Origin of the sequence: Actinokineospora auranticolor (genome assembly GCF_041897805.1) — a bacterium.
GTDB classification, from domain to species: domain Bacteria; phylum Actinomycetota; class Actinomycetes; order Mycobacteriales; family Pseudonocardiaceae; genus Actinokineospora; species Actinokineospora auranticolor.
In genome coordinates this window covers 6,501,777-6,520,405 of sequence record NZ_CP154825.1, presented here as the reverse complement: position 1 = coordinate 6,520,405, position 18,629 = coordinate 6,501,777, and the positions used below count along the sequence as shown (strand labels likewise).

General features: G+C 70.8%; 17 protein-coding genes. 6 read left to right on the top strand and 11 right to left on the bottom strand.

Annotation, left to right across the window (positions count from 1 at the left end):
* Positions 1-7: 7 nt before the first annotated feature.
* The 5 genes from V5P93_RS28415 to V5P93_RS28395 all read right to left on the bottom strand — a co-directional run bounded on the left by V5P93_RS28415 (position 8) and on the right by V5P93_RS28395 (position 6,048).
* A complete protein-coding gene (locus V5P93_RS28415) occupies positions 8-994 on the bottom strand; it encodes a hypothetical protein (protein WP_146108293.1) in 987 nt (328 codons plus the stop codon).
* Positions 995-999: 5 nt separating this feature from the next.
* A complete protein-coding gene (locus tag V5P93_RS28410) occupies positions 1,000-1,926 on the bottom strand; it encodes a DUF4407 domain-containing protein (RefSeq protein WP_181043825.1) in 927 nt (308 codons plus the stop codon).
* A 36-nt stretch (positions 1,927-1,962) separates the two neighbouring features.
* A complete protein-coding gene (locus tag V5P93_RS28405) occupies positions 1,963-4,377 on the bottom strand; it encodes a VWA domain-containing protein (RefSeq protein WP_181043824.1) in 2,415 nt (804 codons plus the stop codon).
* A 481-nt stretch (positions 4,378-4,858) separates the two neighbouring features.
* Positions 4,859-5,299: a VOC family protein gene (locus V5P93_RS28400; RefSeq protein ID WP_104482469.1), complete on the bottom strand. Its 441-nt coding sequence runs from the start codon at positions 5,297-5,299 to the stop codon at positions 4,859-4,861.
* A 62-nt stretch (positions 5,300-5,361) separates the two neighbouring features.
* Positions 5,362-6,048, bottom strand: coding sequence for a hypothetical protein (locus V5P93_RS28395; RefSeq protein WP_104482398.1), 687 nt, complete (start codon positions 6,046-6,048; stop codon positions 5,362-5,364).
* Between the two features lie 385 nt (positions 6,049-6,433).
* Here V5P93_RS28395 and V5P93_RS28390 point away from each other — a divergent pair, with 385 nt between their 5' ends.
* The 6 genes from V5P93_RS28390 to cas6e are packed head-to-tail and all read left to right on the top strand — an operon-like array spanning position 6,434 to position 13,764.
* Entirely contained in the window at positions 6,434-8,779 is a 2,346-nt protein-coding gene (locus V5P93_RS28390) for a CRISPR-associated helicase/endonuclease Cas3 (RefSeq protein ID WP_104482397.1), read from the top strand.
* Positions 8,776-10,746 carry a type I-E CRISPR-associated protein Cse1/CasA gene (gene casA / locus V5P93_RS28385; protein ID WP_104482396.1) on the top strand — a complete coding sequence of 657 codons (1,971 nt, stop codon included), beginning with the start codon at positions 8,776-8,778 and terminating at the stop codon, positions 10,744-10,746. The genes V5P93_RS28390 and casA overlap by 4 nt, the downstream gene beginning before the upstream one ends.
* Positions 10,743-11,297, top strand: coding sequence for a type I-E CRISPR-associated protein Cse2/CasB (casB, locus tag V5P93_RS28380; protein ID WP_181043823.1), 555 nt, complete (start codon positions 10,743-10,745; stop codon positions 11,295-11,297). Before casA ends, casB begins: the two co-directional genes overlap by 4 nt.
* Positions 11,294-12,412, top strand: a complete 1,119-nt coding sequence (gene cas7e / locus V5P93_RS28375) for a type I-E CRISPR-associated protein Cas7/Cse4/CasC (RefSeq protein WP_104482394.1) — start codon at positions 11,294-11,296, stop codon at positions 12,410-12,412. Before casB ends, cas7e begins: the two co-directional genes overlap by 4 nt.
* 3 nt (positions 12,413-12,415) lie before the next feature.
* The gene (gene cas5e / locus V5P93_RS28370; RefSeq protein WP_245931657.1) at positions 12,416-13,114 is read left to right on the top strand and encodes a type I-E CRISPR-associated protein Cas5/CasD; all 699 of its coding nucleotides are present in this window, start codon (positions 12,416-12,418) and stop codon (positions 13,112-13,114) included.
* Complete coding sequence (gene cas6e, locus V5P93_RS28365; protein ID WP_104482393.1) at positions 13,105-13,764, top strand: type I-E CRISPR-associated protein Cas6/Cse3/CasE; 660 nt, start codon at positions 13,105-13,107, stop codon at positions 13,762-13,764. Before cas5e ends, cas6e begins: the two co-directional genes overlap by 10 nt.
* Positions 13,765-13,768: 4 nt before the next feature.
* On the opposite strand, the gene V5P93_RS28360 is transcribed toward cas6e, so the two are convergent.
* From V5P93_RS28360 to V5P93_RS28335, 6 genes are all read right to left on the bottom strand, one after another.
* Complete coding sequence (locus V5P93_RS28360; protein ID WP_104482392.1) at positions 13,769-15,886, bottom strand: tetratricopeptide repeat protein; 2,118 nt, start codon at positions 15,884-15,886, stop codon at positions 13,769-13,771.
* A 66-nt stretch (positions 15,887-15,952) separates the two neighbouring features.
* Positions 15,953-16,240 carry a hypothetical protein gene (locus V5P93_RS28355; RefSeq protein WP_146108292.1) on the bottom strand — a complete coding sequence of 96 codons (288 nt, stop codon included), beginning with the start codon at positions 16,238-16,240 and terminating at the stop codon, positions 15,953-15,955.
* 75 nt (positions 16,241-16,315) lie between these two features.
* On the bottom strand, positions 16,316-16,807 hold the full coding sequence (locus tag V5P93_RS28350; RefSeq protein WP_104482390.1) for a hypothetical protein: 492 nt from the start codon (positions 16,805-16,807) through the stop codon (positions 16,316-16,318).
* Positions 16,807-17,436, bottom strand: a complete 630-nt coding sequence (locus tag V5P93_RS28345; RefSeq protein WP_104482389.1) for a LysE family translocator — start codon at positions 17,434-17,436, stop codon at positions 16,807-16,809. The genes V5P93_RS28350 and V5P93_RS28345 overlap by 1 nt, the downstream gene beginning before the upstream one ends.
* An 80-nt stretch (positions 17,437-17,516) precedes the next feature.
* A complete protein-coding gene (locus V5P93_RS28340; RefSeq protein ID WP_146108291.1) occupies positions 17,517-17,807 on the bottom strand; it encodes a hypothetical protein in 291 nt (96 codons plus the stop codon).
* Positions 17,804-18,604 (bottom strand): alpha/beta fold hydrolase, encoded by an 801-nt coding sequence (locus tag V5P93_RS28335; protein ID WP_245931656.1) that lies wholly within the window; start codon positions 18,602-18,604, stop codon positions 17,804-17,806. Before V5P93_RS28335 ends, V5P93_RS28340 begins: the two co-directional genes overlap by 4 nt.
* Positions 18,605-18,629 lie beyond the last annotated feature (25 nt).

Here is an 18,629-nt window from a genome sequence, read left to right as displayed (position 1 = left end):
TGGGGTGTCACTTGCGCAGCCGGTCCAGGGAGTCGAGCAGGGTTCGCAGCGCCTCGTTGAGCCGGTCGACCAGGGCGGTCACGTCGTCGTAGAGGCCGTCCGGTCTTCGCTCCGGCTCGGTCTGGCCGAACATGCGCATGCCGAGCACGCGACGGAGTTCGATGCCCTGCTCGCCCAGGGGTTCGGTGTAGTCGGCGAGGGTGGACATGGCGATCGCCAACTCACCGGCCCACCGCGCCGACGCCCGGTGCCGCGCCGATTCCCTGGCCAGGTAGCCCGCGAGCACGGCGATGGGGACGGTGGCCGAGAGCCGCACCAGCTCCTCGCCCAGCGGGCTGCCGTCCAACCACAGCGTGATCACCAGGGCGCCTACCGCGATGAGCGCCAGCAGGCTGCCCGCGATGAACCGCAACCGATTGGCGTGGCTGGTCTCCCGCTTGGCGTGGTCGTCGTAGTAGTGGCTGATCTCGCGGGCCGCCTTGTCGGCGGCGCGTGTCGGGGGCGGTTCGGCCATCAGGCGCCAGGTGTAGATCGCCTTCCTGGCCGCACCCGCGATGACGGTGGCGTGGTCCCTGGCCTCCGCCAACCTGATGTCGTCGGCGACCGCTTTCTTGGCCACCTCCAGGTACGCGCTGATGGCCTGCTCGACCAGATCGCAGAGCTGGTTGGCGAAGTCGCCCAGCAGCTTGGCGAGAGAGGTCGCAGACCCACCCCGGTCCAAGGCGTTCAGGCAGTTGTCGATGGTGTCGAGCGTGTCGCCGACGTCCGCGGCCAACTCGGTGTAGGCCTTGTCCTGCCGGAGGAAGCGGACGAGCTCCGCGGACTTGCCGTCGGTGAGGGAACGGTCGAGGAAGTCGGCGACCAGCTTGACGACGTCGCAGGTGGACTGCACCGCCTTGCCGCGCGCGAGCCGCCACTCCGACTCCACCCGGGAATTGAGCTTCCGGGCGGCGTCCTTGACCGTGACCAGGTCGACGTCCACACCACTCGCCACGGTCGTCACTCCCCTTTGCAGATCCGGCGCAGGTGGCACAGGAACGCCCACCAATCCACGGCGAGGTAGCCGAGGAGCGCGCCGACCGACACCGCGCTGACACCGCCCCAGTAGCGCGACCCGACGGCGATCACCGCCGACCACCACGTGGTCGGATTGGCGGGCCGTGGTCCGAGTTCGCGCCGTTCCCGGTCGATCGCCGCGAGACGGGACCTGGCGCTCTTCTTGGCCTGGGCGAGGTTGTCCGCGCGGCTGCGGGCCGCGGCCTTCGCCTGGTCGAGTTGGGCGGTGATGGCGGCCACCTTCCGCGTCAGCTCGTCGCGGTCCGCCACCCGCATCCGGTAGGCGTCGCCGTCGCCCTTGTGGCGCGTGCCGCAGGTTCCGTCGAACTCGCACAACGCCGTCTCCGTCGCCTTGCGCTCGGCCGCGGCCGTGTCGTCCAGTTGCTTGCGCAGTCGCAGGACTTCCGGGTCCATCTCCGGCGCGGTCTCGGGGGTCCGCGAGATCTCCTCTTGCTCGGCCTGTTCGACGTCCAGACGGTGCTGTTCGACACCCCAGCGGTCCGGGGCCGGGTCGTAGCGCACGGCGTCGACGCGGGAACCGAACACCCAGAACAGCACCGAGTAGGCCACGACCGCCCCCAGCACCACGCTCAACAGCCTGCGCGGCATCGGCATCGCGGGCGGCCCGTCGGTGTGGTCGAGCCCGTCGACGACCAGCCGGTTCGCGAGAACGATCATCGCCGAGCAGCCGATCAGGACGAGCACCAGCCAGATCGGGGAGATCCGGTTCCCGAACACCACCGAGGCCGTGACGACCACGGACGTCACCACACCGAACAGGTGCGCCGAACGGCGCAGGTCTCGCTGGTGCGGGATGTTGCCGATCTCGTCCGACGAACTCGCGCGATCGGTGCGGCCGAACCGGTGCACTCGTCGGGGTCCTCCCATCGGACTGGGCCTTTCCCGTCAGGCGAACGGGTTGTACGGGTCGATCTGCGGGCCGCGCTCGGGCGCGGCGGCCGGGCCCGGTTGGGGGCCGGGACCGGACGGGTAGGAAGGCGTGCCGAAGGGGTCGCCGAACGGGTCCGGGTTGGTCGTGCTGGGGGCGGTCGGGTACTGGGCCGTGGGGGCGGCGACGGTCGCGGTCTGGGCGAACGGGTCCGCGGGCGGGCCGGTGAACCCGGCGGGGGCGCCGAACGACGCCGTCGCGGGGGAGCCGAACGGGTCGGCGGGCGGGGCCGCGATGACCGCGGCGGCGCGGTCGTCGAGGATGACGATGGCCGTGTCCTGGGTGATGTGCCGCGGCACACCGGCGGGGATCACCGCCGGGGGCAGGGTGGGCCCGCGCAGCTCCAGCCGGTCGCCCACGCGGCGGACCCAGTACGCGTTGGCCTCGTCGGGGCCCGCGGGTTGCAGCTGCGGCCCGGTGAAGTCGTCGTGCACGATGAACCCGAAGTCGCGGCCTGCGCCGTCGGGCGCGGGCAGTTCCGCGGCGAGGAAGTCGTTCTTGTGCAGTTGCGCCCGCAGACCGGTGACCCTGTTCGCCTCCGCCCTGGCCCGCAGCCGCAGCAACACCCACACCAGACCGGCGAGCGCGAGCGCGGCGAGCAGGATCCAGATCCAGAAGAACTCCTCGAACGCGCTGGGTTCCGGCGTGATCTCGGCGCTGAACAGCCGCTCGGTGACGACCGTGCCGTCGGCGGTGTCGACCAGGCGCAGCTTGGCACCGGCGCCGCCGAGCGGGCTGTCGGCCCCGAAGCGCAGGGTGAACGCGGTCCTGCCTGCGCCCGGGTCGGCCCGCACCTGCGCCGGGTCGACGGTGAGCGTGGTGCCCGCGGTGACGTCGACGACCTCGAGCCGCAGCTGGGCCACCTTGCCGGAGTTGTTGGCGACCGAGACGGACCCGGTGACCGATCCGCCGGGGACGACCGTGGCGCGGTTGTCGTCGTAGAGGATCTGCGCCTGCACGGGGGCCGCTTCCGCGCGGACCCTCGTGGACAGCGTCCGCGTGTCGCCGCCGACGCCGACGCCGGAGACCTGGCCGGTGTAGGTGAGTTCGCCGTCCGCCCCGGCGGGCACGTCGAGCTTCCCCGTGAAGGCCCCGTCACCGTCGGGGTCGGACAGGGCGATCTGCGCGGGCTGGAAGCCGTGCCCGGTGAGGGTGACGACGAAAGCCAGGCCGCGCAACACCTCGGGGTCGTTGATGGCCGCCTCGCGGGCCCGCACCTGCATCGTGGCCTCGACGGTCTGCCCCGCCGTGGGCTGGGTGGGAGTGACCGTGAGGTAGGCCTTCACCGCGGCCTGGAAGAACACCGCCGCGACGACGTCCCGGGCGTCGACCTCGGCCGAGGACAGCCGGATCGTCCAGCGCCCCGGCTTCGGGTCGGTGATCTGCACGGACTCGGTTTCGGTGCTCTGACCGGAGAAGACGAAGTTGGCCGCGCCCTCCTGCGGCGCGGGTTTGCCCGCGCCGGGCGCCCAGTACTCGACCTGCACGCGGGCGTCGCGCTTGGAGACGATGATCGACGCGTCGCTGGCGACGGCGGGGATGTCCACGGTGAGGTCGAGGCTGCCGCCCTTGGGCACGTCACCGCGTTCGGAGGTGTTGTACTTGCCGCAGGTGGCCGACGAGAACGCCTGCTTGATCGCCGACTGGATCGCCTCGGGGCCGGACACGACCTGTTCCCTCGGGTCGGGCACCGCGGGCGCGCAGCTCTTGCCCTTGGCGAACCCGGCCAGCGCGCCGAGGTCGACCGAACCGAAGCCGAGCGGCCACACCTGCGCCCCGGCCCGGTCGAGCTCGCTGAGCACGTCGCCCACCTTGTCCGCGGCGGCGCGGTTGCGCCGCTCCGGGGTGTTGCCCCAGGACGGGCTGGACGAGACGTCCAGCTTCCCGTCGGTCAGCAGGAACACGACCTTCTTCTCCGGGCCGTCGGCGCGCACGAAGTCGAGCGCCTGCTGCAGCGCGGCGACGTGGTCGGTCCCGTCCCCCTCGGAGTCGGCGCGCTTGCGCAGCCCCGACACGCATTTCGCGAGCAGGTCGCGGTTCTGGCCCGAATCCACCTTGGTCGGCGGGCACACCACGTCCACCGCGCTCTGCCCCGGCTTCTCGGAACTGCCGAACCCGACGACCGAGACGACCGACCCCGGCGACAGCGCGCTGGCCGCGATGGTGCGCGCCGCCTCCTGCTCCGCGACCAGGTCCGCGTCCCCGATGCTGCCCGACTCGTCGACCAGGACGATGACCCGGAGATCCGGCACGGTGGCCGGTGGTTCCTGCGCCGCGGTGCCCGCGGCGGAGACCAACGGGACCGCGGTCGCGACGAGCACCGCGAGCAGCCACCGGATCGGTCGTCGTGTCCTGTTTTCGCGAGATGACATGGGCCGCGCCAATCCACACTCCGGTGTTGACATCAGAACCGGATGCCCCCTTGTCCGAGCACCGAGTACCGCGAAGATCGTCCGTTCGGCGTCCATCGTTACAACCGTGGGGCGTCATCCCGACAAAGTGACGAACAACGGCGCGGATCGTTATAGAGGTTGTCCTTCGAGTGGAAAGTTGCCAAAAGAGTGACAACGTGACAAACATTCAGTACCGTGCGGTCGCCACTTTCCATGGGGTGTGGGAACAAAGCGGCCTACCCAATGGTCTGTACCCATTGTCGGTGCCTGACCTGCGATGGGGGTTGTCGAGACTCCCGCGACCTTGCGTGAAGTGAGCGGGTTTCAGTTTTGGGTTCGCGGAACTCCACGATCGCGGGTAGCGAGATTTCGATCTTCCGTTGACCGGCGGAGTTCGCGCGCCCGCGGTATCCGTATCCGGTCGGTGGCGAATTGGCTGATCGGGTCGGGTGCCGCCCGCTCAGCCGAGCTCTTCGGCGAGTCCGACGACGATGCCCTCGGGGCCGCGGACGTAGCAGAGCAGGAAACTGTCCTCGAACCGCACCAACTCCCCGACGAGCTCGGCGCCGTGCGCGCGGAGCCGGGCCACGGTGTCCTCGACGTCGTCGACGGCGAACATGACGCGCCGGATGCCCAGGGTGTTCGTCGGGGCGACGCGCGGCTCGGGGGCGATCGCGGTCGGGGTGTGGAACTTGGCCAGCTCGATGCGGCCGTGGCCGTCGGGGGTGCGCAGCATGGCGACGTCTTGGCGGACGTCGTCGAGCCCGATGACGCGCTCCGCCCAGCGGCCCTCGATCGGGCCCTTGCCCAGCAGCTCCATGCCGAGGTCGACGAAGAACGAGACCACCGCGTCCAGGTCGTCCACGACGATGAGCACGTTGTCCATCCGCTGGATCGCCACGGTGGTCTCCTCGGGTCCGGTGTTCCCGCCATCCTCGCGCACCAGGTCCTGGCGGGTGTTGTTCACGACGCGAGCAGATCGAACTGGAAGCCGACGACGAACAACGCGAACGCGGCCCAGCGGAGCGGGTAGCCGGGGTGGGTGCGGTCGAACGCCCTGGCCAGGCCGTTGACGGCAGGCAGCAGCAGGAATCGGGTCGCGGTGATCCAGAGGGCTATGGGGGCCGCGCCGACCAGGTACAGGGGCAACCTCTCGGCGTGCGCCATGATGCCGCGGCGGGTCTGTCCGCCCTGCTTGCGAACGACTCTCAAGAGCAGGAACCCCACCCCGAGCACGACCAGCAACGCCAGGACGGCACCGACGGGGCCCGACAGCAGCGCGGGGGTGACACCGATACCGGCCATGGCCTCGCGGGCGAAGATGGTCAGGAAGACCAGCAGGTAGTACATCACCAGGGTCACCGCGGTGACCATCATGACCGGCACCTCGAGCTTGTCGGCGAGCCGCCGCCACGACTGCCCGCGCAGCTCGGCGCCGAACGCGCGCAAGCGGTCGGGGCCGACCAGGTCGAGTACGACGGTCAGACCCGCCACGAACTGGAGCGCCTTCCCCGTTCGTCCCCAAGCGAGCAACGGCCAGCCCCACAGCCGCTCACCGCCCAACTGCTCGCCCGTCAACCAGCGGCTCCACAGCCCAAGCGGCTCGCGGACCAGGGTGTCGAAATGACGGCCCGCGAGTACGAGTGCCATCACGCCGAACCCGACCAGTGCCCAAGGCACGAAGCGTTTGCGCTCAGGGCTGTCGTTTTTCTCGGCCTTCGGCGGTTCTGACTGCGGTTCGACGGATTTTCGTAGAGGCGCCTCGGCCGCCACCGCGGGCCGCTGCGACATGGGCCTCTTCGGGTGTCCACTCACCGTCGGCGACCTCGCTTCTTTGGTGTTTCCTTCAAACTATCGCTAGTTCGTAGCGAACCTTGCCACAACTGATCGGTACACGCTACGTTTCGGCTCGATTGGCTCGAAGGCTCTCCGACTTGGGCGGAGTTGGTCCGCTATCGCTGGTACGTGGGCGCCGGTTGTCTTCCCCGCGCACGCGGGGTTGAGGAAATGCGAGCTTGTTTCGGGAGAATGTCGGATGACTGGGTGTCCACCGGTGTGGGTGGCGTGGGGTAAAGCGGGCGCTGGGAAGTGTCATCCTCTTGTCTGCCACGTCCTTGATACGGCGGCCGTCGCGGGGGCGGTGCTCGTTCACGTCCTCGGTCCGCAGGCGCGCAATGAACTGCTCGCCACGTTCGCGCCGTTGGGCGACGCCGAGGGGTGGGTGGCTCTCCTGTGCGGGCTGCACGACATCGGCAAGTACTCGCCCGCGTTCCAGGCGGTCAACGCGGATCTCGCTGGTGCGCGGTTCGGTGCGGGTGCGGAGAAAGATCTTCGGCGGGTGGCCAAGCAGAAGGGGGTCGCTCGGCGGGATACGCCGCACGGGTTGGTGACGGCGATGGCGGTGCGGGAGTCGCTGATCGAGTGGGGTGCCGACTTCGGCACCGCCGACTACATCGCGGTGGCACTCGGCGGGCATCACGGGTACTTCCCGGACGCCGCGGCCGTGCGGCAAGCCCGCAGGGAGGTGAACAACCACGGCGAGTCGACTTGGCGGGGCTGGCGTGACGGGCTCGTCCGGGATGTCGTGCGGTTGCGCGGTCTCCCCCACCCGGAAACGGTGCCGTGGCGGGATGTCCGTGTCTCGCCGGTGGCGGCCGTGGTGCTCGCCGCGGTGACGACGATCAGCGACTGGATCGCGTCCGATGTTTCGAACTTCCCGTACAACGACACCACGGACATCCAGACCTACGCCGACTCCACCGGGGCGTTGGCGGCCAAGACGGTGGAACGGCTCGGGCTGACCGCGTGGCGGCCACCGGTGACCTTCGCCGAACTGTTCCCCGGGGCGCCGAAGCCGCGGCCGGTGCAGGCGGTGGTCGAGGAACTGACCCGGGCTGTCGACGGTCCCACCATGCTGCTCATCGAGGCACCCACCGGCGAGGGCAAGACCAGAGCCGGGTTGCAGGCCGCGGCCGCGATGGTGCGGAGGTTGGCGCTCTCGGGCATCTACGTCGCCCTGCCGACCAAGGCGACCAGCAAGCAGACCTGGGAGGAAGTGGCGGAGTTGGCCGGGCCGGTCCCCGTCCAGTTGGCGCACTCGGGGGCCGAGGAAGTCCTCGCCGAACTCATGACCGAGCCCAGGGGCGTCGGTGTGGACGAACCCGGAGACGGCGACCTGGCGGCGCTGGAGTGGTTCACCCGGAAGCGGAACCTGCTGACGACGATCGGAGTCGGCACCATTGACCAGGCGCTGAAGGGGGCCATTCGGTCCGGGCACGTGTTCGTGCGGCTGGCCGCGTTGACCAACAAGGTCGTGGTGATCGATGAAGCCCACGCCTACGACACCTATATGTCCACTTTGCTCGATCGGCTGCTGATCTGGTTGGGCAGACTGGGGGTCTCGGTTGTGGTCCAGTCGGCCACCTTGCCCGCGGGGCGGCGACGCGATCTGGTAGCGGCTTGGCAGGCCGGGTTGTCGCGGTGCCTACCCGCCGAAGTTCCGCCGATCCCGGACGGTGGCGACTCCCCGCGCGTCACCCGTGTGGACCGGGTCGCGGTGGTGTCGCGGGGCAGTGGCGTGTCGGCGCTGAACAGCGGCCGGACGATCAAGCTCAAGCGGGTGGCGGACGACGAGGTCGTGGACTGGGCGTTGGACCGTGTCGCCGACGGGGGAAGCGCCGTGGTGGTGCACAACCTGGTCCGTCGGGTCGAGCAGACGTGCGACGCGTTGGCCGAGCGGGTCAAGGCGATGCCCGCGGGCGAGAGGCCGGAGCTGATCGTGATCACCGGGCGGCTCCCCGCGGGTGCGCGCCGGGTGGTTGAGGACGAGTTGAAGGCCAAGTTCGGTGCGGATGGCACCAGGCCACGGGCGATCGTGATCGGCACCCAGGTGCTCGAACAGGGCCTTGATCTGGACTTCGACGCGATGCTGACCGACCTCGCCCCGATCGACTGGATCATCCAGCGCGCGGGGCGCCTGCACCGCCACGCCGTGCGCGGGGTGCCCGAGCTGGCCGTCGCCGGGGTGGAGGACACCGCGGACGGGCCGCGGTTCCCCAGCTACCTCGGCGGTGTCTACGAGCCCATGGTCATGATGCGCACCTGGGCGTTGCTGCGGGAACGCGAATCGCTGTCCCTGCCCGGCGAGGTGCCCGCACTGGTCGACGCGCTCTACGGGGACGACGACGCGGTCGCGTGCCCTGTCGGGTGGGAGGAGCGCTGGCGGGAGGCCGAGGCGCGGCTGGTGCGGGCACGGGATAGGTCAAAGCACAGCGGAAGACTGATGTACCTGCCGCTCCCGCATGCCGTGAACCACCTCAGCGAGCTGACCAAGAACAGCAAGAGCACGAGCCGCACCAGGGAGAACGGTAGGAAGTCATGAACTCCGGCAGCGGAGACGACTCCGATCCGCACGTCGACGTCGTGCTGGTGCGAACGGGGCGCGACGGCTGGGCGACACCCGTGGGTGGGGCCGCCGAGGTCGTGCTCACCGACCCCGGGCCGCCCGATGCCACCATCGTCGCCGAGCTGCTGGCCGCGGCCGTGCGGTTGGTGTCCGATGTGGATTTGCCGGACGAGGTGGTCTGGGCGATCGAGGACAGCCCGACGCCGGAGTTGTTCCGCCGATCTCCGTGGCTGCACCGGCACAAGGTGCTGGTTCTGCGGGACGGCCGGTGTGCGGTCGATGGGCATGTGCTGGTCTACGACCCCGTGTCCGGGATCCGCGTGGTGGAAGTCGGGGCGGAGCCGGAGAGTGAACCCGGATTCGACCTGGGGCGTGAACCGTGGATCCCGGTGGTCACCGTCGACGGTGACCAAGAGTTCGTCGGCATCGAGGACGTCATCCTTCGCGCGCACGAACTCCGCCGGATCGCCGCCGAGGCCCCGACGATGACGGCCGCGCTCCACCGGCTGATCCTCGCCGTGTTCCACCGGGTCTACGGGCCGCCGAGCGAGAACGCGTGGGCTGAGCTGTGGTCCGCCGACGCGTTCGCGGAGGAGCCGGTGCGGGATTACCTGCGGCGGCACGAGTTCGACCTGTTCCACCCGAAGCTGCCCTTCATGCAGTGTGCGGCGCTCGCGAGCCTCCCTCCCGCCACGCCGGGAAAACTCGTCCCCTACCGTGCCGTCGGCAACAACGTGACGCTCTTCGACCACACAACGGCCACCGACCGCTTGCTGCTCACACCGGCGGAAGCCGCGCGGTGGCTCGTCACGACCCAGGCGTTCGACCCCGGGGGGATGAAGACCCCGTACGAGAAGGACAAGTCGTCGGAGCGGGCGCCCTGCAACGGGTTCGGTGTGGTACTCGTGGAAGGGGCGACGCTGAAGGAGACGTTGCTGCTCAACGCCATCGTCTACCGGCCCCTTGACGAGCTTCCACCGATGACCACCGCTGAGGACCACCCGGTCTGGGAATCGGCGACTGGCCCGGCACCGACCCCCGACCGACGCACACCACGAGGCTGGACGGACCTGCTCACTTGGCCGTCGCGAAGAGTCCTGCTCTCCACCACACGCGTTGACGGGGAGTTGAAGGTGGATGGCGTGGTCCTCACGCCCGGAACGCGGCTCTCCGCGAGCGGGCCCGACGAGGAGAAGATGGCGGCGTACCGGAAGCCGCGCGGCCCCAGGGGAAAGCCCAAACAGGACGCGCCGATGTACGCGGTTCGGTTGGACGCGGTGCGCCGGATCTGGCGGCACAGCGTCGAACTCTTCACCGTGGACAACTGGCAGGAAGGTCGTAGCAGGCAACGGCCGCCCGCGCTCGACCAGATCGACACTCTGGTCGAGCGGGGGGCGATCTACCGGAGCGCCGTCTACACCCTGCGGGTCTTCGGACAGCGGCTCGACTCGAAGGCGTCAGTCGTGGAGGCGTGGCTGGAGGACGAGGTGTCAGCGCCCGTCGCCCTCATGCGCGCGACGCGAAGCGAGCGGTTCAGCGGGTTCATGGGGGCGGCCATCATGGTGGCCGACGACGCCGGTTCCGCGTTGCGCGCGTTGCAGTCCGAGTTCCGCAGCGAGCTGCGTGGCAGCCAGGCGAACCCGATCGACCTGTCGTTCTGGCCGCGCCTGGGCCGACCGTTCGACACCTTCCTCCGAGGCCTCGCCGAAGCCGAGGTGAACCGCCGCGCGGACACGCCCGTGGCCGATCAATGGGTCCACGTGGTCACCGAAGCCGCGACCGAGACGGCAGACCGCTGGTTGCGGGGAACGCAGACCGAGCCGACGAAGCTGGTGGTGCTCGGCAGGCACGACAAGCAGTTCCGCGACCGCCTCACCGCCGCGAAGCAGCGGTTCCGGGCCGACGCCGCGGCGTTCATCAAAGGCGAAGGGGAGGAGCGGTGACCAAGCCCCGCGAGAGTTACGTCAACCACCTGTACGGCCTCGGCAACTGTCTGACATCGCGGAACTCGACGTTGGTCGCGCGGTCGCGTCGGGACTTGGCCTTGTTGCGCAACAGTTTCGTGCCGGGCAGGCAGTTCGCGGCCTATGAGATCGTGTTCCGCAACGGTGCGCCCGATGACGAGGTGGAGCAGGAGGTGTGGTTGCTGGTAGGTGCTCTGTACGCCCTGCACCCGCTCACCAAGGGGGCGCGCGGGACGCTCGGCGCCTCGATGGGCCAGTTGGCCAAGAAGATCGGCGATGGGTCGTCCGTCGGCAGGCGGTTCGCTCAGCTCCTCGCCCGTGACCGGGCCGGGTTGCCGCACCACCTGCGCCAGGCCGTTCGGCTGCTTTCCGCGCACAGCACCCCGGTCAACTACCACCGCCTGCTCGACGACCTCACCGTGCTGCTCGGTCGGGACCACCTCGGCGACCGGGCGGGTGCCATCCGGTTGCGGTGGGCCCGCGAGTACCACGTGGCACCGACCACCGACACCCCGGAGACCACCCAGTGATCATCGAGTTGCACCTGCTCCAGTCGTTCCCGGTCAGCAACCTGAACCGCGACGACACCGGTCAGCCCAAGACCGCCACGTTCGGCGGCCACCTGCGCGGGCGGGTGTCGAGCCAGAGCATCAAGCGCGCGGCGCGGGACCTGTTCACCGAGTACGGGCTTGACCGCTCGGAGACGGCGGTGCGCACCAAACGCTTGTTGGACAAGACAACCGACGCCTTGGTCCGCGAGCAACGGGACGAGGACGAGGCCAAGGCCGTGGTGCGGACCGCGCTGTCGCAGCTCGGGTTCGGGGTCGACGAGAAGGGGCTGACCCAGTACCTGCTGTTCGTCAGCCAGGCCGCGATCGGGCACCTCACCGCGTACTGCCGGGAGAACTGGGACGCCCTCAAGGCGCTCGGTGCCACCAAGGGGGCCGGTAAATCGACCAAGGCCAAACTGGACAGAGCGGGGCAGGCCGAGACGCAGCGGATCCTGGACGCGACCCGGGCCGCGGACATCGCGTTGTTCGGGCGGATGATCGCCGACATCAAAGACCTCAACGTCGACGCCGCATCCCAGGTGGCGCACGCGATCTCCACGCACGTCGTGGTCAACGAGTTCGACTTCTACACCGCCGTCGACGACCTGAAGCCGCGGGGCGAGTCGGGGGCGGACATGATCGGCACGGTCGACTTCAACGCCGCCTGCTACTACCGCTACGCCAACGTCGACCTGAAGCGGCTCACCGAGAACCTCGGCGACGACGTCGACCTGGCGGGCCGGGCCGCCGCCGCGTGGTTGTCGGCGTTCGTCAACGCCGTGCCCAGTGGGAAGCAGAACTCCACGGCCGCCCGCACGATGCCCGACACGCTGCTGGGCGTCGTGCGCGAGCGCGGCGCGTGGAACCTGGCCAACGCGTTCCTGCGGCCGGTGGCGGACCACGACGTCATGGCCGCGTCGACCGCGCGGTTGGTCGAGCACTTCGGCAAGCTGCGCGGTTTCTACGGCGCGGGCCAGATCCGCTCGGCGACCGCCGCGTCCGTGTCCGGTGACCTCGGGGAGCCCGCGGGCGTCCGGGTCGTGACGTCGATCGACGAGTTCACCTCGACCGTGCTCGCGGGCGCGGGGGTGTGAGGCGTGGCCGAGCGCACGGCGGCGCTGGCGCTGCGCTTCGACGCGCCGATGCAGTCCTGGGGTGTCCGCTCGCGCGGGATCATCCGGGACACCACCGCGGAGCCCACCAAGTCCGGTGTGGTCGGTGTGCTGGCCGCGGCGCTCGGCTACGAGCGCGACGACCGCGAGCGCATCGCCGAACTGGCCCGGCTGGCGCTGGCCGTCCGGGTCGACCGCGAAGGCGTGCTCGAACGCGACTACCACACCGCGGGGAACGTGCCGACGACCCAGGGGACCGGTCGCCGGACGGTGGTCAGCGAGCGCTACTACCTCGCCGACGCGCTGTTCCTGGTGGTGCTGGAGGGCCGGGCCGCGGTGCTGGACCGGGTCGCCGCCGCGGTCGAGGAGCCGCGCTGGCCGCTGTTCTTCGGCCGCCGCGCCTACGTCCCGGCCAGTCCGCTGCTGATCGACACCGGGCCCGTCGACCGCGCCGCGGCCGAGGTCCTGGCCGACCACCGGTGGCTGGAGTCCCGGACCCGGCTCGCGCCCGCGGAGCTGCGCACGGTGGTCGAGTGCCCGCCCGGGGACCCGAACGCGGAGACCCGGCACGACCACCCGATCAGCTTCGCCCACGGCGACCGGCGGTTCGCCCCGCGGACCGTGCGCGTCGGCTCGGTGCCGCTGACCGACGACATGATCACCGGAGGCAAGCCGTGTTCCTGACCAAGCTCACCATCGACCCGCGCTCGACGGCGTTCCGCCGCGACGCCGCGGACGTGCACAACATGCACCGCACCGTGATGTCTGCCTACCCGGAGCTGCCCGAGACGGAGACCTACCGGCAGTCCCACGGCGTGCTGTGGCGGCTGGAGGCAGGCCGGACCGGGGTAGTCCAATATGTACAGAGCCGCACCCGTCCGGAATGGACCGGGTTGCCGGACGGGCACCTGCTGGCGCCCGCCCAGGTCCGGCCGTTGGACCCGGTGCTGGAGTCGATCGCGCCCGGCAGGCGGTTCGCCTTCCGGCTGCTGGCCAACCCGACCCGCTGCGTCCGGCCCGTCGCCGACCGCGGCGCGCGCAAACGCGTCCCGCACCGCGAGCCGGTCGCGTGGCTGGCGGCCCAGGGCGCGCGGCACGGGTTCGTCATCCCCGTGACGGGGAACGGCGATCCGGACGTGGTCGCGGTCGCCGTGCCGCTGCTGGTCGGCCGGAAGTCGGCGCGGCGGATCACCGTTCAGCCGGTGCGGTTCGACGGGCACCTGGTGGTGACCGACGCGACGGCGTTCGCCGAGGCCGTGGTGGCGGGGGTCGGTCGCGCCAAGTCCTACGGGTGCGGACTGCTGAGCCTCGCTCCACCACGCGCTCGGGAATGACCCGCTACTCGGGCAGGGCGGCCAGTTGGAGTTCGACGCGGGTGGCGTCGGCGGCGCGGTTCAGGAGTTGGTAGGTCCGCAGAGACTCCGTCCAGGCTTCGCGGGCTTGGTCGTGGTGGCCCAGCGCCAGGTGGGGATGGCCGATTCCGTCCAGTGTGGACGCGATGCTGACGGTGTGGTCGAGTGACCGGTACAGCGCCAGTGCCTCGTCGTACCGGGTGATCGCAGTGCGGTGGTCGCCGGTGCGGTGGGCGATCAGCGCGAGACAGTCGAGGACATCGGCTTCGCCGTCCTTCTGGTCCTGGGCCTGGTGCAGGGGAAGGGCCGCCGCGCAGAACCGCTCGGCCTGGTCGTGGTCGCCGCGTCTGGTGTGGATCAGGCCGAGGGTGCCCAGGGCGTTGGCGATACCGGACTCGGCACCGGTCTCGCGGTAGATCCCCAGTGCCGCGGTGACCTCACCGGCGGCGCGGTCGTGGTCGGACAGGCGCATCCAGGCGCCGCCGAGCAGGTAGTGGGTGTTGGCGGCGCCGACCGTGTCGTCTGCCGCATACGCCATCCGCAACGCCTGCTGGAGGTGGTCGAGGGCGGGGCGGTGCTCGCCGAAGACCGAGTACGACCGGCCGATCGAGCGGTGCGCCCTGGCCTGGGTGGCGAGGTCGCCGAGGCGCGTCGCGGCGGCCAGACCGACGGTCCAGACCGCGATGTTGTCGCCCATGTGACCCCGGATCTGGTGGAACGTGTCCACCGCCCGCGCCAACTGCCACGCGGCGCGGTCCAGACCGAGGTCCGCCGCGGACTCCTGCGCGGCGGACAGGTTGAACCTGTTGCGGTCGAACCAGGTGCGCGTTTCGGCGGGGTCGACCAGCGGGGCCGCGCAGGACGCGGGATCCGGTGCGGCGAGGCTGATCCGGCGCCGCAGCGGGTTGAGGATGTGGTCACCCGCGGCTGCCGTGTGCAGGTAGTGGTCGATCACGCGACGGAGCGCGTCCTCGCGGTCGGACGGCGAGGCCTGGTCGCCCGCGTAGTGGCGGACCAGGTCGTGCATCCGGTACTGGTCGCCGCCGTCGTCGAGCAGCGACGCGCGAGCCAGCCCGCGCAGCAGCCACCGGGTCCGCGCGACCGGGGTACCGGCGAGGCTCGCGGCGGCGCGCAGCCCGATGTCCGGGCCCGGCGCGACACCCAGCAACGCGAACAGGCGGGCCTGCTCGGTGGTCAGCGCGGCGTAGGACCACGACAGGACGGCGGGCAGGCTCGCGGCGGCGTCCTCCTCGTCGAGGCCGTCCAGCCGCGCCTCCCGCAGCTCGGCCGCGAGCCCGGTCAGCGTCCGCTTCGGCTCCAGGCAGGCGCGGCCCGCGACGACGCTCAGCGCCAGCGGGTAGCCGCCGCAGCTGCCGAGCAGGTCGTCGACGGCGGCGGGCTCCGCGTGCGCGCGGCCCGGCCCGATCCGGGACACGAGCAGGGCGCGGGCGTCGTCCGGCGGCATGACGTCGACCGCGACGTGCGCGGCACCGTGCCCGACGACCAGGCCGGGGAGCCGGTTCCGGCTGGTCACCAGGACGGTGCAGGAGGCGTCGCCCGGCAGCAGCGGGACGACCTGGGCGGTGTCGACGGCGTTGTCCAGCACCACGAGAAGCCGCTTGCCCGCGACCAGGCTGCGGTAGAGGGCGGCTTGCGCGTGCGGGTGGATCGGCACGCGCTCGGCGTCGGCCCCGAAGGCGTCGATGAACCCCCGGATCGCGACGGCGGGTGGCATGGCGTCGCCGTCGGGGCTGAAGCCGCGCAGGTCGACGAAGAGCTGGCCGTCGGGGAACCGGTCGAGGTTGCGGTGCGCCCAGCGCAGGGCGAGCCAGGTCTTGCCGATCCCGCCCGCGCCGGCCAGCGCGGAGATCACGACGGTGCCGGTCCCGGCGGTCATGGCCGCGTCGAGCTGGGCCAGCTCGTCGGCGCGGCCGGTGAACTGGCGCGGGTTCGAGGGGAGCTGCCGGGGGAGCGGGGTGGGGGCGGACAGGTGCAGGTGGACGTCACCGGTGGTGATGACACCGGCCTGGACGAGCGACCCGATCGTGGTGGCGGTGACCTGGTTGACCACGGTCGGTACCGGTGGCTCCTCGGCGTTCCGCACGGCGCTCCTCACCCGGGTGGCCCTGCCCAGGATTGTCACGCACCGGCGAGACCCCGCCAACCGGATTCACGCGGCGAGCGGGACCTCGGGGGAGTTGTAGAGGGCGACGACGCCCCGGTCGGTGAGGCGGACGAGGTGGTCACCGGGCTCGACGGCGACCAGGCCGCGGTCGAGGAGGGTGCCGAGGGCGGCCGACTGCCAGCCGGGGAGGTCGCCCACGGGGCGGCCGTCGGGGCTGTTCCAGCGGAACCCCGACTGGAACGACACGGCGTTGTCGTAGACGTCGTACAGGGTCGACATCAGGTCGTCGTCGAACATCGTCCACTCCTCGACTGCCACGGCGTTCGTCGTCATGTGCCCATGGTGGCTCGGTGTGGAGGTGAAAGTGCTGGTCAGCACCCTTGTCGCCCTGGTTTCACACCTGTCCCGCTACCGGGCCTCGTCGACGACAACGAGCCGCTCCTCGACGTAGGTATCGAGGTCGTCGGCCAGCCACGGGTTGTGTGGGCGGAGCCGGTGGAGGCGGAAGGTGCCGCAGGTGTGGTTGGTGCTGACGACGCACCGGGTGGGGGGTGGATCCGGCCGGGCGTGGATGAGCCGGGTGAGTTCGATGGCGAAGGTCAGGCCCTGGCGGAGGAGGGTGAGCTGGTCCGCCTCGGAGATCCGGGGTTCGTAGTGCTCGGTGCGCCTGACCTCGACGGGGACGTGGTCCTCGAGGTGGAAGCTGTTGGCGGAGCACTCCCAGCCGGTCAAGTCGTCCGGGTCCGGGGCGGCAGTCCCGTGGTGGCGGGTGAGGACGGTGGTGTCGCCGAGGTGGACGACCCCTTCCCGAAGGCGTCGCCGGAGCGCTGGGGACAGGGGGACCTCGATGTGGTCACCGAGGGCTTCGCGGGCGAGGGCGTTGTAGCGGACGACCGGCATCAGGCGTCGGTCGCGAGCTTGACTCCCACTCCGATGAGGACGGTCGCGGTGACGCGGTCCAGCCACGCGCGGACGCGGTCGCGGAGCAGGAGCGCCCTCGCCTTGGTGGCCAGCAGGATCAGCACCGGGAACCAGACGAACGAGACGCCGATGTGGATGGCGACCAGCAGGGCGCCCCACGCGGCGGAGGCGGGGCCGGTGGGGAGGAACTGGGGGAGGATGCTGATGTAGAAGACACCGACCTTGGGGTTGAGCAGGTTGGTGACCATGCCCGCCCGCAGCGCGGCGAGGGGACGGGTGGACCTGGGGGCGGGAAGATCGGTACCCGGCTTTCGGTTGCGCGGCAACGAACTCCAGATCGCCCGACCACCCAACCAGACCAGGTACACCGCGCCCGCGATCCGGACCGCGTCGTAGGCCGCGCGGGAGGCCGCCAGCAGCGCGGTGAGCCCGGCCAGGCTCGCGGCACCCCACACCACGCACCCGGCCGCGATCCCGCCGACGGTCGCCAGGCCCGCGGCGCGACCGCCGAGCAGCGTGTGCCGCAGCACCAGCATGGTGTCGATCCCCGGCGTGATCACCCCGAGCGCGGCGATGAGCGTCCACGTGAGCAAGGTCGAAACGGACATACCAGCCCCCATCCCCAGCGTCGAACCCCGAGATGACACCACACCGCCGCCGCCCGGCGCCAGCCTGATTCCGAAGGGGCCTAGGAGGTTTCCGGCACATCGGACCGGCGGATCGTCAGCTTCGGTTGCCTACCCGGGTCCACCATCAGCACGAGGGCGCGCCTGATCTGTCCGATGTGGTCGATCAGGTCCTCGGTCGTGACTCGGCCATCCGAGACGCGAGGGACGTCGATGTGCCCGTAGGCGCCGTTGGTGGTCAGTTGGACGCCGAGACCGAAGTGGTGGGCGCACACGACCCGCACCTCCACCACCGTCCCCTCCGCGCTCATGTGCCCCCAACGGGACACCGGGAGGTCGTGGATATCGGTCATGGGGTCGGTACCTCGGCGAGGAAAGCCTTGATGGGCGGGGCGAAGGCGGTGGCCAGGTCCGCCGCGGTGCGCACGGTCGTCGTCAGCGCGTCGGCCAGGGTCGAGCGGGGGAGGGCGGCGGCCATGGCCCGGGCCACCGAGGGCGGGTGGCGGTGGTCGATGCCCGGGACGATCAGCGCGGGCGTGTCGACGGCCGCCAGTTCGTCGATGCTGGTGAGCAGCCGGTCGTGGCCGATGGCGGCCGCGGCGGCGATGCTGGCGGGCGTGGAACGGGGGATCGCCTCGGTGACGAGGGTCGTGATGACGGGTGCCAGGTGGGGGCGGAGCGACGCCCACGCGGCCTCGATGCCGGAGAGCCGGACGCGGGCGGCGAAGGCGTCGAGGTACGCGATCTCGGCGGCCTTCGTCTTGTCGTCCTCGACGTTCTCCACGCTGAGCAGGAGCGCGGCGCGGACCCTGGACGGGTGGCGGGCGCAGGTGCGCAGGGTGATGCTGGAGCCGAGTCCGGTGCCGCCGACCACGGCCGTGGCGAGGTCGAGGTGGTCGAGCAGCGCGACGACGTCGTCGGCGTAGGTGTTCCAGGTGTGGCGCGTCGGGTCGACGCAGACGGATCTCCCGTAGCCGCGCACATCGGGCAGGACGACCGTGTAGGCGTCCGCCAGGGCCCGGGCCAAGGGGATCAGGCTCTCGTGGTCAGGTCCGCCGCCGTGCATCAGGACGACGGGCGGGCCGCTGCCCAAGACCGCGGCGTGCAGCGGACAGCCGTCGGCGGCGTGGAAGGCGACAGGGGTCGTCACCCTTTCGACCATAGACACCAACACA

What these genes read in the sequence shown, in the direction of transcription:
- V5P93_RS28345 (WP_104482389.1), bottom strand. Translation starts at nt 17,436, where the DNA reads ATGTCCGTTTCGACCTTGCTCACGTGGACGCTCATCGCCGCGCTCGGG.
- V5P93_RS28395 (WP_104482398.1), bottom strand. Translation starts at nt 6,048, where the DNA reads ATGGCACTCGTACTCGCGGGCCGTCATTTCGACACCCTGGTCCGCGAG.
- V5P93_RS28340 (WP_146108291.1), bottom strand. Translation starts at nt 17,807, where the DNA reads ATGACCGATATCCACGACCTCCCGGTGTCCCGTTGGGGGCACATGAGC.
- V5P93_RS28405 (WP_181043824.1), bottom strand. Translation starts at nt 4,377, where the DNA reads ATGTCATCTCGCGAAAACAGGACACGACGACCGATCCGGTGGCTGCTC.
- V5P93_RS28350 (WP_104482390.1), bottom strand. Translation starts at nt 16,807, where the DNA reads ATGCCGGTCGTCCGCTACAACGCCCTCGCCCGCGAAGCCCTCGGTGAC.
- V5P93_RS28355 (WP_146108292.1), bottom strand. Translation starts at nt 16,240, where the DNA reads ATGACGACGAACGCCGTGGCAGTCGAGGAGTGGACGATGTTCGACGAC.
- V5P93_RS28390 (WP_104482397.1), top strand. Translation starts at nt 6,434, where the DNA reads ATGACTGGGTGTCCACCGGTGTGGGTGGCGTGGGGTAAAGCGGGCGCT.
- casA (WP_104482396.1), top strand. Translation starts at nt 8,776, where the DNA reads ATGAACTCCGGCAGCGGAGACGACTCCGATCCGCACGTCGACGTCGTG.